General features: G+C 68.2%; 14 protein-coding genes. 6 read left to right on the forward strand and 8 right to left on the reverse strand.

The features are described 5' to 3' along the window. Positions 1 to 106: 106 nt before the first annotated feature. The 8 genes from ACFYXC_RS16755 to rpmH all read right to left on the reverse strand — a co-directional run bounded on the left by ACFYXC_RS16755 (position 107) and on the right by rpmH (position 6,147). On the reverse strand, positions 107 to 1,210 hold the full coding sequence (locus ACFYXC_RS16755) for a ParB/RepB/Spo0J family partition protein (RefSeq protein ID WP_388923243.1): 1,104 nt from the start codon (positions 1,208 to 1,210) through the stop codon (positions 107 to 109). After that, the gene (locus tag ACFYXC_RS16760) at positions 1,207 to 2,280 is read right to left on the reverse strand and encodes an AAA family ATPase (RefSeq protein WP_389552039.1); all 1,074 of its coding nucleotides are present in this window, start codon (positions 2,278 to 2,280) and stop codon (positions 1,207 to 1,209) included. The genes ACFYXC_RS16755 and ACFYXC_RS16760 overlap by 4 nt, the downstream gene beginning before the upstream one ends. 311 nt (positions 2,281 to 2,591) lie before the next feature. Continuing rightward, positions 2,592 to 3,308, reverse strand: a complete 717-nt coding sequence (rsmG, locus tag ACFYXC_RS16765) for a 16S rRNA (guanine(527)-N(7))-methyltransferase RsmG (protein WP_388923249.1) — start codon at positions 3,306 to 3,308, stop codon at positions 2,592 to 2,594. A gap of 132 nt (positions 3,309 to 3,440) precedes the next feature. After that, positions 3,441 to 3,953, reverse strand: coding sequence for a protein jag (locus ACFYXC_RS16770; RefSeq protein ID WP_388923254.1), 513 nt, complete (start codon positions 3,951 to 3,953; stop codon positions 3,441 to 3,443). A gap of 15 nt (positions 3,954 to 3,968) precedes the next feature. Further along, positions 3,969 to 5,252: a membrane protein insertase YidC gene (gene yidC / locus ACFYXC_RS16775; RefSeq protein WP_388923257.1), complete on the reverse strand. Its 1,284-nt coding sequence runs from the start codon at positions 5,250 to 5,252 to the stop codon at positions 3,969 to 3,971. Positions 5,253 to 5,255: 3 nt separating this feature from the next. Continuing rightward, positions 5,256 to 5,621: a membrane protein insertion efficiency factor YidD gene (gene yidD / locus ACFYXC_RS16780; protein WP_388923260.1), complete on the reverse strand. Its 366-nt coding sequence runs from the start codon at positions 5,619 to 5,621 to the stop codon at positions 5,256 to 5,258. After that, positions 5,618 to 5,989, reverse strand: a complete 372-nt coding sequence (gene rnpA, locus ACFYXC_RS16785; protein WP_389552043.1) for a ribonuclease P protein component — start codon at positions 5,987 to 5,989, stop codon at positions 5,618 to 5,620. The genes yidD and rnpA overlap by 4 nt, the downstream gene beginning before the upstream one ends. A gap of 20 nt (positions 5,990 to 6,009) precedes the next feature. Further along, a complete protein-coding gene (gene rpmH / locus ACFYXC_RS16790) occupies positions 6,010 to 6,147 on the reverse strand; it encodes a 50S ribosomal protein L34 (protein ID WP_006381191.1) in 138 nt (45 codons plus the stop codon). Between the two features lie 417 nt (positions 6,148 to 6,564). On the opposite strand from rpmH, the gene dnaA reads away from it, so the two are divergent. From dnaA to gyrB, 6 genes are all read left to right on the forward strand, one after another. Beyond that, positions 6,565 to 8,463, forward strand: coding sequence for a chromosomal replication initiator protein DnaA (gene dnaA, locus ACFYXC_RS16795; RefSeq protein ID WP_389552046.1), 1,899 nt, complete (start codon positions 6,565 to 6,567; stop codon positions 8,461 to 8,463). A gap of 990 nt (positions 8,464 to 9,453) precedes the next feature. Continuing rightward, positions 9,454 to 10,584 carry a DNA polymerase III subunit beta gene (dnaN, locus tag ACFYXC_RS16800; protein WP_388923268.1) on the forward strand — a complete coding sequence of 377 codons (1,131 nt, stop codon included), beginning with the start codon at positions 9,454 to 9,456 and terminating at the stop codon, positions 10,582 to 10,584. 142 nt (positions 10,585 to 10,726) lie between these two features. Beyond that, on the forward strand, positions 10,727 to 11,602 hold the full coding sequence (gnd, locus tag ACFYXC_RS16805) for a phosphogluconate dehydrogenase (NAD(+)-dependent, decarboxylating) (protein WP_389552050.1): 876 nt from the start codon (positions 10,727 to 10,729) through the stop codon (positions 11,600 to 11,602). Between the two features lie 102 nt (positions 11,603 to 11,704). Then, positions 11,705 to 12,829 carry a DNA replication/repair protein RecF gene (gene recF / locus ACFYXC_RS16810; protein WP_388917443.1) on the forward strand — a complete coding sequence of 375 codons (1,125 nt, stop codon included), beginning with the start codon at positions 11,705 to 11,707 and terminating at the stop codon, positions 12,827 to 12,829. Continuing rightward, positions 12,826 to 13,368, forward strand: a complete 543-nt coding sequence (locus tag ACFYXC_RS16815; protein WP_389552055.1) for a DUF721 domain-containing protein — start codon at positions 12,826 to 12,828, stop codon at positions 13,366 to 13,368. The genes recF and ACFYXC_RS16815 overlap by 4 nt, the downstream gene beginning before the upstream one ends. 321 nt (positions 13,369 to 13,689) lie before the next feature. Continuing rightward, on the forward strand, positions 13,690 to 15,750 hold the full coding sequence (gyrB, locus tag ACFYXC_RS16820; protein ID WP_389552058.1) for a DNA topoisomerase (ATP-hydrolyzing) subunit B: 2,061 nt from the start codon (positions 13,690 to 13,692) through the stop codon (positions 15,748 to 15,750). Positions 15,751 to 15,773 lie beyond the last annotated feature (23 nt).

A 15,773-nucleotide genomic window follows, 5' to 3' on the forward strand; every position in this document is an offset into this window, starting at 1 on the left:
TCCCTCGATACCGCCTGAAAGCAAAGAGCGGGCCGTGTTCCGGTACACACCGGACATGGCCCGCTCCGCTGGTCGGGCCGGTCGGATCCACCGGCCCGCCGAAGACTCAGGACTCCGTTTCTTCGGAGTCCTCGTCCAGAAGACTCTTCTGCAGCACCGGTCCCTCACCCGGTGCGAGCGAGCCGAGGATCCGCTCAAGGTCCTCCACCGAGGCGAACTCGACGGTGATCTTGCCCTTCTTCTGGCCGAGGTCGACCTTCACCCGGGTCTCGAAACGATCCGAGAGGCGGGTCGCAAGGTCGCTCAGCGCCGGGGAGAGGCGACCGCCGGCGCGCGGGCCCTTGGCTCGCGGAGCCGCCTGTGGCCGCGAACCCATCAGCGTGACGATCTCCTCGACAGCACGCACCGAGAGCCCTTCGGCCACGATGCGGCGAGCGAGGTGATCCTGCTCCTCCGAGTCCGCGACCGAGAGCAGCGCCCGCGCGTGACCGGCGGAGAGAACCCCGGCAGCAACCCGGCGCTGAACCGAGGGAGAGAGCTTCAGCAGACGCAGCGTGTTGGAGACCTGAGGGCGCGACCTGCCGATGCGGTCCGCCAGCTGGTCGTGCGTGCAGTTGAAGTCCTGGAGGAGCTGGTCGTAGGCGGCAGCCTCTTCCAGCGGGTTCAGCTGCGCCCGGTGCAGGTTCTCCAGGAGGGCGTCCAGGAGAAGCTTCTCGTCGTCCGTGGCACGCACGATCGCCGGGATGGCGTCGAGCCCCGCCTCCCGGCAGGCCCTCCAGCGCCGCTCGCCCATGATGAGCTCGTAGCGTGTCGGGCCCACCTGCCGTACGACGATCGGCTGGAGAAGCCCGACCTCCTTGATGGAGGTGACGAGTTCCGCGAGAGCGTCGTCGTCGAACACCTCTCGGGGCTGGCGCGGGTTCGGCGTGATGTAGTCGATGGGCAGCTCGGCGAAGTGGGCTCCCACGGGCGCCGCCGGAGCCTCGCCGAACACGCTGGTCGACGGCTCTTCCGTCTCCGGCGAGACGTGCGGCGACGGAAGGGCGGCGACCTTGGCCGCCGCCACCCCGCGCTCCGCGGTGAGCACCGGCACGGCTCCCGGCGACGTGGACGCTCCGCCCATCGCCGGCGGCACTGCCTTCTCCCCTGTCGGGGCTGCGGGGATCAGTGCGCCGAGACCACGGCCCAACCCCCTCCGTCGCTCGCTCACTGGATCCCCTCCACCATGCTCTGTTCATTGGGTACGCCCATGTGGGCATGCTGCGCGTCGTAGGCCACGCCGGCTCCGCGCAGTGCGATCTCTCGGGCCGCCTCAAGGTACGAGAGGGCGCCGCTCGACCCCGGGTCGTAGGTCAGCACCGTCTGTCCGTAGCTGGGGGCCTCGGAGATACGGACCGAGCGCGGAATGCTGGTCCGTAGTACCTCTTCACCGAAATGGCTGCGTACTTCCTCGGCGACCTGAGAAGCGAGGCGTGTCCTGCCGTCGTACATGGTGAGCAGGATCGTCGACACGTGCAGGTTGGGGTTGAGGTGCCCCCGTACGAGGTCGACGTTGCGCAGCAGCTGTCCCAGGCCCTCCAGCGCGTAGTACTCGCACTGGATCGGGATGAGGACCTCGGCGCCCGCGACGAGCGCGTTGACCGTCAGCAGGCCCAGAGACGGCGGGCAGTCGATGAGGATGTAGTCCAGTGGCTGCTCATACGCCTGGATCGCCCGTTCCAGGCGGCTCTCACGCGCCACCAGGGAGACCAGCTCGATCTCCGCACCGGCGAGATCGATCGTGGCCGGCGCACAGAAGAGACCCTCGACATCGGGTACGGGCTGAACGACCTCGGAGAGTGGTCTGCTGTCGATCAGCACGTCGTAGATCGAAGGGACCTCGGCGTGATGGTCGATGCCCAGCGCAGTGGAGGCGTTGCCCTGGGGATCCAGGTCGATCACGAGGACACGGCCGCCGTGCAGCGCGAGTGAGGCAGCAAGGTTGACCGTGGTCGTGGTCTTACCGACCCCGCCCTTCTGGTTGGCGACCACCATGACGCGGGTCTGCTCGGGCCGTGGAAGGCCCTCGCCGGCTCGACCTAGAGCCTCCACAGCAAGTTGGGCAGCACGACCGATGGGAGTGTCGTCCATCGGGGGCGGTGTTTCACGTGAAACATCGTCCCCGATCGACTCGGTTCGGGGACCGGGGACCGGATCGGTCATCGGTCCCGCGATGTTGGCGTCGGACCGCAAGGATTCACTCTCCTCGACTTCAGGCTCGCAATGAACAGAGCCTCCCATGTCTTCGGGGTCATGAACCAGCGAGGCCCGTGCTTCTGTGGAGAAATCCACCTCTGTGGACAACTCCGTGCCCTCTCCGGGGGACGCGCCGACGCCTGGAGAGGACCTTTTCCTGAAAGATCCCAGGGATCCCAGAGGATTACGGTCGCGGGGTTCGGCCGCAGCGCCGCGACCGATGATGCCGTGCAACAGTGAGCGACGTTTCACGTGAAACACGATGCACAGCGCTCAGGGCCGTCATCGCGCGACACTCCGGCCCAGCCGCGTCGGGCAGCTTGTGTGGAGTACGTCTCTTCGTCAGGACGGATCAGTCAGCGACGCCTCCTGGTCCTTCCCGTCCGTGCCGCCTTGGCTCGCTTGGCCGCAAATCGCACACCGCCGGGGCTCTCGCCGACCTCCACACGCACCACGGTGGCGAGCGGCTCCACGACGCCCGCACCCACGTGCAGCACAGAGGTGTCCACGGCTCCGAGTTTGCTCAGGGCGGCCCCGGCACTCTTGACCTCTTCCTCCGCGGTGTCGCCCTTGAGAAGCAGCATCTCTCCGTAAGGACGCAGCAGCGGCACGCCCCACGCCGCGAGGCGGTCCAGAGGCGCCACGGCCCGGGCAGTCACCACATGGACCGGCGACAGCGTGCCGAGGACCTCCTCGGCACGCCCACGGACGACGGTGACGTGGTCGAGACCCAGCAGCTCGACGACCTCGGTGAGGAAGTTCGTACGTCGCAGCAGTGGCTCGAGCAACGTGATCTTGAGATCCGGGCGGACCAGGGCCAGGGGGATACCGGGAAGCCCGGCGCCGGACCCGACATCGCACACCGTGACACCCTCGGGGACCACCTCCGAGAGCACGGCGCAGTTCAACAGGTGTCGTTCCCACAGACGGGGCACTTCACGGGGGCCGATCAGACCGCGCTGAACTCCCGCGTCGGCCAGCAACCCCGCATAACGAACCGCGTCCGCGAAGCGATCACCGAATACCGCCTGGGCCTGCTCGGGCGCAGGGGGGAGCTCCGCTGCCTCCGTCACGGGGACCGTCCTTCCGTACCGCTTGAGCGCACTGCGCGCTGACTACTAGCAGGAACCATCGAGAACTATCAGGCTGACAAAGTTCGGCCCCGCCTGCGAACACAGACGGGGCCGGGAGTACGACGTACTTGATCAGGCGGGGAGCACGACGACGAAGCGCTGCGGCTCCTCGCCCTCGGACTCGCTGCGCAGGCCGGCCGCCTTGACGGCGTCGTGCACCACCTTGCGCTCGAAGGGGGTCATCGCCTGCATCTTCACCGGCTCACCGGAGCTCCGGACCTCGGCCGCCGCCTTCGCGCCCAGCTCGGACAGCTCCTCGCGCTTCCTGGCGCGATAGCCCGCGATGTCCAGCATCAGCCGGCTGCGGTCCCCGGTCTCCCGGTGCACGGCCAGGCGGGTGAGCTCCTGGAGCGCCTCCAGCACCTCGCCGTCACGGCCGACCAGCTTCTGCAGGTCACGGCTGTGGGAATCACTGATGATCGAGACAGCCGCGCGATCGGCCTCGACATCCATGTCGATGTCGCCGTCGAGGTCGGCGATGTCCAGCAGACCCTCGAGGTAGTCGGCCGCGATCTCGCCCTCCTGCTCCAGGCGGGTCAGGGTGTCGCCACCCTCAGGGGCAGCGGAGGTGGTGCCTTCCGTCACGGGATGGACTCCTTCTTACTTCTTGGACGGGGACTTGGGCCGCTGCGGACCCTTGCGCTGTCCGGACTGGGCCTTGCTGCGAGTGCCACCGGACGCGGACTTGCCGCCCGCCGGCTTGGGACCCGGCTTGGCGTCCTGCGGCTCGTCGGTCTTGCTGAGGGAGGTCTTCGGCGCGGGCTCGCCCGCCGCCTTGGCCCCACCGACCGGGCCCGACTGCCGCCGGGACTTGCTCTGCCGCTTGGGCTGCTGACGCTTGGGAGCCGCGCCCGTCACCGGAGTACCGTCCTCGGTCTCCACCACGGTCGACGCCTCGCTCTTCACCACGTTGCCGTCGGCCTGCGCCGCCAGTCCCGCCTTCGTGAGGCCGTTGATGAACTTCCGCTCGAACTCGTTGCGGTCGCGGCCCTTCGCGACGATGGCCTTGACGACCGCCTTCTCCCCACGACCGCGCGTCTTCCCGTGCTGCGTGACGCGCTTGTGCAGGCGCTCCAGGTAGGAAGCCTGGGCCTTGGAACCCGGAGTCGGGTTGTTGTGGATCACGTACATCTGCTGGCCCATGGTCCACACGTTGGTGGTCAGCCAGTAGACGAGGACACCGACGGGGAAGTTGATGCCGAAGACGGCGAACATGATCGGGAAGACGTACATCAGCATCTTCTGCTGCTGCATGAACGGCGTCTTCACCGTGGTGTCGACGTTCTTCGTCATCAGCTGACGCTGCGTGTAGAACTGCGAGAACGACATCAGGACGATCATGATCGCCGTGACGACGCGCACGTCGGTGATCGAAGAGCCCAGCGCCTGGACCTTGGACTCGCTGTCGGTGAACTTCGCGGCCAGCGGAGCACCGAAGATGTGCGCCTTCTGCGCGCTCTCGAGCAGCCGGTTGTTGATCACGCCGATGGTGTCGTTCGACGCGATGCTGTTCAGCACGTGGTACAGGGCGAAGAAGAACGGGGACTGCGCCAGGATGGGAAGGCACGAGGAGAGCGGGTTGGTACCCGTCTCCTTGTACAGCTTCATCATCTCTTCGGACTGGCGCTGCTTGTCGTTCTTGTAGCGCTCCTGGATCTTCTTCATCTCGGGCTGCAGCGTCTGCATCGCCCGAGTGGCCTTGATCTGCTTCACGAAGAGCGGGATCAGGCAGATACGGATCAGGATCACCAGGGACACGATGGACAAGCCCCAGGCCCAGCCCGTGTCGGGGCCGAAGATGGCGCCGTACACCGAGTGGAACTGGACGATGACCCAGGAAACGGGTGTCGTGATGAAGCTGAAAATACTGGCAATCGTGTCCACTAATCAGGCTCCTTGAGCATGGGACGGGGTCTCGGCGGCCGGGCTCGAGGGATGGTTGGACATACCGTGCCCCTCGGTGGCCGGTTCGGCGGCGGAGTTCCCGCCCTTGCGTGCGCGCCAGGCGTTACGCAGCATCTCGTGCCACCGCGGACGCTTGCGCGGCGGGACATGGTCCACGCCGCCCAGCGACCACGGATTGCACCGCAGGATGCGCCAGGCGGTGAGTGCCGTTCCCTTGATCGCACCGTGACGGTCGATGGCCAGGTACCCGTAGCGGGAGCACGACGGGTAGTACTTGCACACCGGCCCGAGCAGCGGGCTGATGGTCCACTGGTACAGCTTGATGAGAGCCAGCAGCGGGTACTTCATCGCGCGCCCCCTCCCAGTAGCCGCTCCAGGGCGGCATCCAGGTCTCGGGCCAGCTGGGCATGGTCGGCGTCACCCGCACCGGGCAGCGCTCGTACTACTACCAGGCTACCGGGGGTCAGCAGCGCCACTCGCGCCCGCATCAGATGGCGAAGCCGACGCTTCACCTTGTTGCGTACGACGGCTCCACCCACGGCTTTGCTGACGACGAAACCCGCACGCGTCGGGGGAGCGCTCTCCCCTGGCGCGTGCGGGTCCGTTGCACCGCTACGCAGATGGACGACGAGGAGCGGGCGGCCGGCCCGGCGTCCTCGGCGTACCGCGATCGCGAAGTCCTCGCGCCGCCTCAGCCGATGCTCGGTAGGCAGCACGTCATGACCTGTTAAGTGATTCAGGCGGACAGGCTGGCGCGACCCTTGCCACGACGGTTCGCGAGGATCGCGCGACCGGCGCGGGTGCGCATCCGCAGGCGGAAGCCGTGGGTCTTGGCGCGACGGCGGTTGTTCGGCTGGAAGGTGCGCTTGCTCACTCGGGGGCTCCAGAAAGATTCGGTAGTTGCGGGGTGCCGTCTTGGCTGTCACCGTGCGCCCACGAGTAGCTCGCTTACGCCCGAGTGCACCGCTTCCCGATCACTTTTCGCGATCTGTGCCCATCGGAGGCAGGCGGCAGCAGCCATCGACAACTCGACCTGGTTACGGTACGCGCGGCTGCGCCATCCGGTCAAACCAGCGCCGCCCGGGAGACACTGTCCACAGGCTGGGGACAACAACTTGAACCGCATGGGTCGCCCTGACTACCGTGGCCGGACTCCGGTTCGTTCCCTTCTCCCCGCTCCATGTCATTCGTTCCGGCCGCTTCAGCTGCTTCGTCCACCCCGCCGACCGAGTTCCACCCCAATCCGTCCCAGGAATCACACGTTCGTGGGACCCGTGAGAGAGCGTGCCCTGTGGCTGACGTACCTGCCGATCTTGCCGCAGTGTGGCCACGCGTGTTGGAGCAACTTCTCGGTGAGGGCCGCGGGCAGGGTGTCGAAACGAAGGACGAGCACTGGATCAAGCGCTGCCAACCGCTGGCACTCGTGGCGGACACCGCGCTCCTCGCCGTCCCGAACGAGTTCGCCAAGGGCGTCCTGGAGGGGCGCCTGGCGCCGGTCGTCAGCGACACGCTGAGCCGCGAGTGCGGCCGTCCGATCCGTATCGCGATCACCGTCGACGACTCCGTCGGGGAGTCCTCCGCACCGCCGGCGCCGCCCGTCCAGCAGTCCCAGTCCCGGTACGAGGAGCCCGAGCGTCCGTCCCCGCAGGGCCATGACGGCTACCGGGGATACGGCAGGCACCGGGCGGACGACCGCATGGACGACCGCATGGACGATCGTCCCCAGGGCCGCCAGGACCAGCAGCAGCCGTCCCACGAGGACCAGCTGCCGACGGCCCGCCCCGCGTACCCCGACTACCAGCGCCCCGACCCCGGCGCCTGGCCGCGTCCCCCGCAGGACGACTACGGATGGCAGCAGCAGCGGCTCGGCTTCCCGGACCGTGACCCCTACGCCTCCCCGCCGCGGGACTACCGGCAGCAGCCGGGCCGCTCGCCGTACGAGCGGTCCGACTACGAGCAGCAACGGCCCGACTACGACCAGCCGCGTTCCGACTACGACCAGCGCCAGGACCGGCGTGACCGGTCCGAGCCGCCGTCCCCGTCCGGCATGGGCCATGTCCACCGCGGCGGCCCCGTCGGTTCCTCGCTGCCCGCCTCCAGCGGCGCACCGGGCCCGCTGGCCGCGCAGCCGGCGCCCGCGGCCGGCCCCGGCGAGCCGACCGCGCGCCTCAACCCGAAGTACCTCTTCGACACCTTCGTCATCGGTGCCTCGAACCGGTTCGCGCACGCGGCCGCGGTCGCCGTCGCCGAGGCGCCGGCCAAGGCGTACAACCCGCTCTTCATCTACGGGGAGTCCGGCCTCGGCAAGACGCACCTGCTGCACGCGATCGGGCACTACGCGCGCAGCCTCTACCCGGGCACCCGGGTGCGGTACGTGAGCTCCGAGGAGTTCACGAACGAGTTCATCAACTCCATCCGCGACGGCAAGGGCGACAGCTTCCGCAAGCGGTACCGCGAGATGGACATCCTGCTCGTCGACGACATCCAGTTCCTGGCGGACAAGGAGTCGACGCAGGAGGAGTTCTTCCATACCTTCAACACGCTCCACAACGCGAACAAGCAGATCGTGCTCTCCAGCGACCGGCCGCCCAAGCAGCTGGTGACGCTGGAGGACCGGCTGCGGAACCGCTTCGAGTGGGGCCTGATCACGGACGTCCAGCCGCCCGAGCTGGAGACCCGTATCGCCATCCTCCGTAAGAAGGCGGTGCAGGAGCAGCTGAACGCTCCGCCGGAGGTGCTGGAGTTCATCGCGTCCCGTATCTCGCGGAACATCCGCGAGCTGGAGGGCGCGCTGATCCGGGTGACGGCGTTCGCGTCGCTCAACCGGCAGCCGGTCGACCTCGGTCTGACGGAGATCGTCCTGAAGGACCTGATCCCGGGCGGCGAGGACTCGTCCCCGGAGATCACCGCGCCGGCCATCATGGCGGCCACCGCCGACTATTTCGGTCTCACGGTGGACGACCTGTGCGGCTCCTCGCGCAGCAGGGTCCTGGTGACGGCCCGCCAGATCGCCATGTACCTCTGCCGCGAGCTCACGGATCTCTCCCTGCCGAAGATCGGCGCCCAGTTCGGAGGGCGCGACCACACGACGGTCATGCACGCCGACCGCAAGATCCGCGCGCTGATGGCCGAGCGCCGCTCGATCTACAACCAGGTCACCGAGCTCACGAACCGGATCAAGAACGGCTGACACGCGCGGCGGTACGTCGCTGAGGGCGCCCCGGGACTCGTTCCCGAGGGCGCCTTCGCCATTGCGGACCGCGTCCTGGAGCGCTCACAGCCGCTCCCGCACGCGGCCTCAGGACCGGCTTCCGGAGGCCGCGGAGGGCTCTTTCGACGCTCCAGGACGCCTTCCGGAGCGTGTCCGGAGCCGTTTCGGCGTTACCCGACCGCCACCAGCTGTTCGATTACGTGCCTGGTTACGGCCTTCCTCCACAGATTCGGGGACTTTCTCGCGTCCACACCCTGGGGACTGCGAAGTTGTCCCGATCCTGTCCACAGGCAGTCCTGGTGAAAAGACATCAGCGCAGCTCAGCTGCCTGTGGATTGGTGGACAAACGATCTCCACAGGCTGTGGACGAAAAAATGATCCACAGGCTGTGCGGGGAGTTGTCCACCGGTGACCCACAGGCTAGGGGCAGTTGTCCCCAGTGATCGACGGCTTCTCCACATCGCTGTCCACTGTTCGGCAACACGACGCGCGCTCTCACCGCCACGAGTGAAAGGCGTCACACCAGGATGCCGGGTTGGCCTGTGGGGAACGTGGGTAAACCTGGGGACGGCCCTGGGGAGAAGTACCCCTTGCCTGTGCACCGAGTGTGCAGAACTTTTCGCCGTCCACAGAAGAGGCGTGTTATCCACCGCCTCCACCCACAGGCACGGTGGACAAAAAACCGCCTCTGACCTGCGAATACGCGGTTATCCACGGTATCCACAGCCCCTACTACTACTGACAACTAGAGAGAGCTCAGGAATCGTTTCGAAGACGGGGCTGTGCACAACTCGCGCTCGGCACCTCAGGAGCCGCTCGGCACGACTTGACCCCGGAGGGCACCGACTGTCAGCGCGGTGCGTCAGACTGGTCCCCGGCGTCCTGCCCATCAGTGGGCCGAGCGACACCGAGTCAGACGACGAAGACCGAGCAGGGCGAGAGCGCCGGCAACAGACGGAGGCGGCAACGGTGAAGATCCGGGTGGAACGCGACGTACTCGCGGAGGCAGTGGCCTGGGCGGCACGCAGCCTCCCGGCCCGTCCGCCGGCTCCTGTGCTCGCCGGCCTCCTGCTGAAGGCCGAGGAGGGCGCGCTGAGCCTCTCCAGCTTCGACTACGAGGTCTCGGCACGCGTCTCGGTGGACGCGGAGATCGACGAGGAAGGCACGGTGCTGGTCTCCGGCCGGCTGCTCGCCGACATCTGCCGCGCCCTCCCCAACCGTCCGGTGGAGATCTCCACAGACGGTGTACGGGCGACCGTGGTCTGCGGCTCCTCCCGCTTCACCCTCCACACACTGCCTGTGGAGGAGTACCCGGCGCTGCCGCAGATGCCGGTCGCGACCGGCACCGTCCCCGGTGAGGTCTTCGCCTCCGCCGCGGCCCAGGTGGCCATCGCCGCGGGCCGTGACGACACGCTGCCCGTCCTCACCGGTGTGCGCATCGAGATCGAGGGCGACACGGTCACCCTGGCGTCCACGGACCGCTACCGCTTCGCCGTCCGCGAGTTCCTGTGGAAGCCGGAGAACCCCGAGGCGTCCGCCGTCGCCCTGGTACCCGCCAAGACGCTCCTGGACACCGCCAAGGCGCTCACGAGCGGCGACAGCGTGATCCTGGCGTTGTCCGGCTCCGGCGCGGGCGAGGGTCTGATCGGCTTCGAGGGTGCCGGGCGGCGTACGACCACGCGGCTGCTGGAGGGCGACCTCCCGAAGTACCGCTCGCTGTTCCCGACGGAGTTCAACTCGATCGCCGTCATCGAGACCGCCCCCTTCGTGGAGGCCGTCAAGCGCGTGGCCCTGGTCGCCGAGCGGAACACCCCGGTGCGGCTGAGCTTCGAGCAGGGCGTGCTGATCCTGGAGGCGGGTTCCAGCGACGACGCACAGGCTGTGGAAAGGGTCGACGCCCAGCTGGAGGGCGACGACGTCTCGATCGCCTTCAACCCGACGTTCCTGCTCGACGGACTGAGTGCCATCGACTCCCCGGTCGCGCAGCTCTCCTTCACGACGTCCACCAAGCCGGCGCTCCTCAGTGGCAGGCCCGCCCTGGACGCCGAGGCGGACGAGGCGTACAAGTACCTGATCATGCCGGTGCGGCTCAGCGGCTGACGAAAAGCCGCAGGTGAAGGCGGCGGGTGCGGGCATACGTCTGAGCGGCTATGCCCACAGGTGTGCAGGAGAGTCCGGGTTTAGGCTCGGACGCAGGTACGAAAGTGCTCTTCTGCCACATCGCTAGTGAAGGAACAACCTGATGGAGCTCGGTCTCGTCGGCCTCGGCAAGATGGGCGGCAACATGCGCGAGCGCATCCGCCGCGCAGGCCACACCGTCATCGGATACGACCGCAACGCGGATCTCGCCGATGTCCACAGTCTCAAGGAGCTTGTGGACAGGCTCGAAGGGCCGCGTGTGGTGTGGGTGATGGTCCCGGCCGGTGCCGCGACCCAGTCCACGATCGACGAGCTCGCGGAGCTCCTGGAACCCGGTGACGTGGTCGTGGACGGCGGCAACTCCCGCTGGACCGACGACGAGAAGCACGCCGCGGAGCTGGAGGCGAAGGGCATCGGCTTCGTCGACGCGGGCGTCTCCGGCGGCGTGTGGGGCCTGCAGAACGGCTACGCCCTCATGGTCGGCGGCGACGCCGGGCACATCGAAAAGGTCCAGCCGGTCTTCGACGCCCTCAAGCCCGAGGGCGACGCCGGGTTCGTCCACGCCGGCAAGGTCGGCGCCGGCCACTTCTCCAAGATGGTCCACAACGGCATCGAGTACGCCATGATGCAGGCGTACGCCGAGGGCTGGGAGCTCCTGCAGGCGGTCGACTCCGTCACGGACGTGCGGGAGGTCTTCCGCTCCTGGCAGGAGGGCACCGTCATCCGCTCCTGGCTGCTCGACCTCGCGGTCAACGCGCTGGACGAGGACGAGCACCTGGAGCAGCTGCGCGGCTTCGCCCAGGACTCCGGCGAGGGCCGCTGGACCGTGGAGGCGGCCATCGACAACGCCGTGCCGCTGCCCGCGATCACCGCGTCGCTGTTCGCGCGGTTCGCCTCCCGGCAGGACGACTCACCGCAGATGAAGATGATCGCGGCCCTGCGCAACCAGTTCGGCGGCCACGCCGTCGAGAAGAAATAGTCCGGAGGCGGCCCGGAGGATTCCGGGAGCAGTCCGGGAGAAGACGTAGTCCACAGGTCCGCTCCGCGGATCCACAGTTCTGGGGGAGGTCGGCGAACGACCATGCACGTCACGCATCTGTCGCTGGCCGACTTCCGCTCCTACGCCCGGGTCGAGGTGCCGCTCGACCCGGGCGTCACCGCGTTCGTGGGGCCCAACGGACAGGGGAAGACCAATCTCGTCGAGGCGGTCGGCTACCTCGCCACCCTCGGCAGTCACCGCGTCTCCTCCGACGCGCCCCTTGTGCGGATGGGCGCCGACCGGGCGATCATCCGGGCCAACATCCGCCAGGGCGAGCGCCAGCAACTCGTGGAGCTGGAGCTGAACCCGGGCAAGGCGAACCGCGCCCGCGTCAACAGATCCTCGCAGGTCAGACCCCGTGACGTACTCGGCATCGTACGGACCGTGCTGTTCGCGCCCGAGGACCTCGCGCTGGTCAAGGGCGATCCCGGCGAGCGCCGGCGCTTCCTCGACGAGCTGATCACCGCGCGCTCGCCGCGGATGGCGGGCGTGCGCTCGGACTACGAGCGGGTGCTGAAACAGCGCAACACGCTCCTGAAGTCGGCGGCGCTGGCCCGCCGCCACGGCGGCCGCACGATGGACCTGTCCACGCTCGACGTGTGGGACCAGCACCTCGCGCGCGTCGGCGCCGAGCTGCTCGCCCAGCGGATCGACCTGATCGCCACGGTCCAGCCGCTGGCCGACAAGGCGTACGAGCAGCTGGCACCCGGCGGCGGCCCGGTGGCCCTGGAGTACCGGCCCTCCTCGCCCGGGATCACCGGCCACGCGCGCGAGGAGCTGTACGAACAGCTGATGGCGGCCCTGGCGGAGACCCGCAAGCAGGAGATCGAGCGGGGCGTCACGCTCGTGGGCCCCCACCGGGACGAACTGCTGCTCAAACTCGGCCAGCTGCCCGCGAAGGGATACGCGTCGCACGGCGAGTCCTGGTCGTTCGCGCTGGCGCTGCGCCTCGCCTCGTACGACCTGCTGCGGGCCGAGGGCAACGAGCCGGTGCTGGTCCTGGACGACGTGTTCGCCGAGCTGGACACCCGCCGCCGCGAACGCCTCGCCGAGCTGGTCGCCCCCGGCGAACAGGTGCTGGTGACGGCCGCGGTCGACGACGACGTACCGGACGTACTGACGGGGACGCGGTACACCGTGTCCGAGGGCGCGGTGGAGCGCGTATGAGCGAGAACACACCTGGGCCGAAGAAGGCCGCCGAGCCGCCCGAGCCGTCCGGGGTCGACCTCGCGCGCGTGGCGCTGCGCGCGGCGAAGGAACAGGCACGCGCGCGTGGGGACGCCGCGCGGGAGAAGAAGCAGGCGCGTCGCGGGGGCCTGCGCTCCGGCGCGCACGCCGACGGACGCGACCCGATGGCACTCGGGTCCGCCATCAACCGGCTCATCACCGAGCGCGGCTGGGAGACCCCGGCCGCCGTCGGCGGGGTCATGGGCCGGTGGCCGCAGATCGTCGGGGACGACCTGGCCAAGCACTGCGTACCGGAGAAGTACGACGACGACGAGCGTGTCCTGGTCGTGCGGTGCGACTCGACGGCCTGGGCCACCAACCTGCGGCTGCTCGCTCCGCAGCTGGTCGCACGCCTGAACCAGGACCTCGGGCACGGCACCGTGAGGCTGATCAAGGTCCTGGGTCCCGGTGGTCCCGCCCAGCGCTACGGCCCCTTGCGCGCCCCCGGCAGCACGGGTCCCGGTGACACCTACGGGTGAGCCAGACCGGACGGTATGCCGTCCGTAGCGGGGGGTTGACACCCCGAAGCGCTGAGTGCCGCTCTGCGCCTCTTTGGGCCCGGGTCCGCATATGGGGAGTCGGTGGAGACCGGTTCAGGGCGGCACATGCGGACTCAGGTACCGGCAAAGCCCCATCACTGTCAGCGCTACCGGTAGACTGGAAGCTAATCCCGCCCCACTTGTGGGACACACCGAGCAACGCTGACAAAGGCTTACCGACGTAACACGCCGCAGCCGCTCCGGCCACCCTCCTCGGAGGGGCCCGGAGCTTGGCTTGTGCTGTGCCAGAAAGGGCGCTTCGTGGCCGATTCCGGCAACCCCAACGAGAACATCCCGTCCACCGACGCGGGCGCGAGGAGCGAGGACCACACCTCGAACGGCGAGGTCACGGCCTCGTACGACGCCAGCGCCATCACCGTCCTCGAGGGTCTGGACGCGGTCCGCAAGCGACCCGGCATGTATATCGGCTCGACCGGTGAACGCGGACTGCACCACCTCGTGTACGAGGTGGTCGACAACTCCGTCGACGAGGCGCTGGCCGGCCACGCGGACACGATCGACGTCACGATCCTCCCCGACGGCGGCGTCCGCGTCGTCGACAACGGCCGCGGCATCCCGGTGGGCATCGTCGCCTCCGAGGGCAAGCCCGCCGTCGAGGTCGTGCTGACCGTGCTGCACGCGGGCGGCAAGTTCGGCGGCGGCGGTTACGCGGTCTCCGGTGGTCTGCACGGTGTGGGCGTCTCCGTCGTGAACGCGCTGTCCACCAAGGTGGCCGTCGAGATCAGGACCGACGGGTACCGCTGGACGCAGGACTACAAGCTGGGCGTGCCGACGGCTCCGCTGGTCCGGCACGAGGCCACCGAGGAGACCGGCACGTCGGTCACCTTCTGGGCCGACGGGGACATCTTCGAGACCACGGACTACTCCTTCGAGACGCTCTCGCGGCGCTTCCAGGAGATGGCGTTCCTCAACAAGGGTTTGACGATCAAACTCACTGATGAGCGCGACTCGGCGAAGGCCACGGTGGGCGCCGACGAGGCCGGGGCGGACGAGCCCGAAGAGGTCAAGACCGTCACGTACCACTACGAGGGCGGCATCGTCGACTTCGTGACGTACCTCAACTCCCGCAAGGGCGAGGTCGTCCACCCCACGGTGATCGACATCGAGGCCGAGGACAAGGAGCGCATGCTCTCCCTCGAGGTCGCGATGCAGTGGAACGGCGGCTACAGCGAGGGCGTGTACTCCTTCGCCAACACCATCCACACCCACGAGGGCGGCACGCACGAGGAGGGCTTCCGGGCGGCGCTCACCGGTCTCATCAACCGGTACGCGCGCGACAAGAAACTGCTCCGCGAGAAGGACGACAACCTCACGGGTGACGACATCCGCGAGGGTCTGACGGCGATCATCTCGGTCAAGCTCGGCGAGCCCCAGTTCGAGGGGCAGACGAAGACGAAGCTGGGCAACACCGAGGCGAAGACCTTCGTCCAGAAGGTCGTGCACGAGCACCTCACGGACTGGCTGGACCGCAACCCGAACGAGGCCGCGGACATCATCCGCAAGTCCATCCAGGCGGCCACCGCGCGCGTGGCGGCCCGCAAGGCCCGCGACCTCACCCGCCGCAAGGGCCTCCTGGAGACGGCGTCGCTGCCGGGCAAGCTGAGCGACTGCCAGTCGAACGACCCCACCAAGTGCGAGATCTTCATCGTCGAGGGCGACTCCGCCGGCGGTTCGGCCAAGTCCGGCCGCAACCCCCAGTACCAGGCGATCCTCCCGATCCGCGGCAAGATCCTCAACGTCGAGAAGGCGCGGATCGACAAGATCCTGCAGAACCAGGAGATCCAGGCGCTGATCTCGGCCTTCGGTACCGGGGTCCACGAGGACTTCGACATCGCGAAGCTCCGCTATCACAAGATCATCCTGATGGCGGACGCCGACGTCGACGGCCAGCACATCAACACCCTGCTGCTGACCTTCCTTTTCCGCTTCATGCGGCCGCTGGTCGAGGCCGGACACGTGTTCCTGTCCCGCCCGCCGCTCTACAAGATCAAGTGGGGCCGCGACGACTTCGAGTACGCGTACTCGGACCGTGAGCGCGACGCCCTGATCGAGCTCGGCCGGCAGGCGGGCAAGCGCGTCAGGGAGGACTCGATCCAGCGCTTCAAGGGTCTCGGTGAGATGAACGCCGAGGAACTGCGCATCACGACCATGGACCAGGAGCACCGTGTCCTCGGCCAGGTCACCCTCGACGACGCCGCCCAGGCCGACGACCTCTTCTCGGTCCTGATGGGCGAGGACGTCGAGGCGCGCCGCGCGTTCATCCAGCGCAACGCCAAGGACGTCCGCTTCCTCGACATCTGAGTCGGTCTCAGCTGACCGCGTCA

This window comes from Streptomyces sp. NPDC002701 (genome assembly GCF_042889045.1).
Classification (GTDB): domain Bacteria; phylum Actinomycetota; class Actinomycetes; order Streptomycetales; family Streptomycetaceae; genus Streptomyces.

Coding starts and splice junctions, on each gene's coding strand:
- ACFYXC_RS16760 (WP_389552039.1), bottom strand. CDS start 2,280: ATGGGAGGCTCTGTTCATTGCGAGCCTGAAGTCGAGGAGAGTGAATCC.
- yidD (WP_388923260.1), bottom strand. CDS start 5,621: ATGAAGTACCCGCTGCTGGCTCTCATCAAGCTGTACCAGTGGACCATC.
- gnd (WP_389552050.1), top strand. CDS start 10,727: ATGGAGCTCGGTCTCGTCGGCCTCGGCAAGATGGGCGGCAACATGCGC.
- recF (WP_388917443.1), top strand. CDS start 11,705: ATGCACGTCACGCATCTGTCGCTGGCCGACTTCCGCTCCTACGCCCGG.
- ACFYXC_RS16815 (WP_389552055.1), top strand. CDS start 12,826: ATGAGCGAGAACACACCTGGGCCGAAGAAGGCCGCCGAGCCGCCCGAG.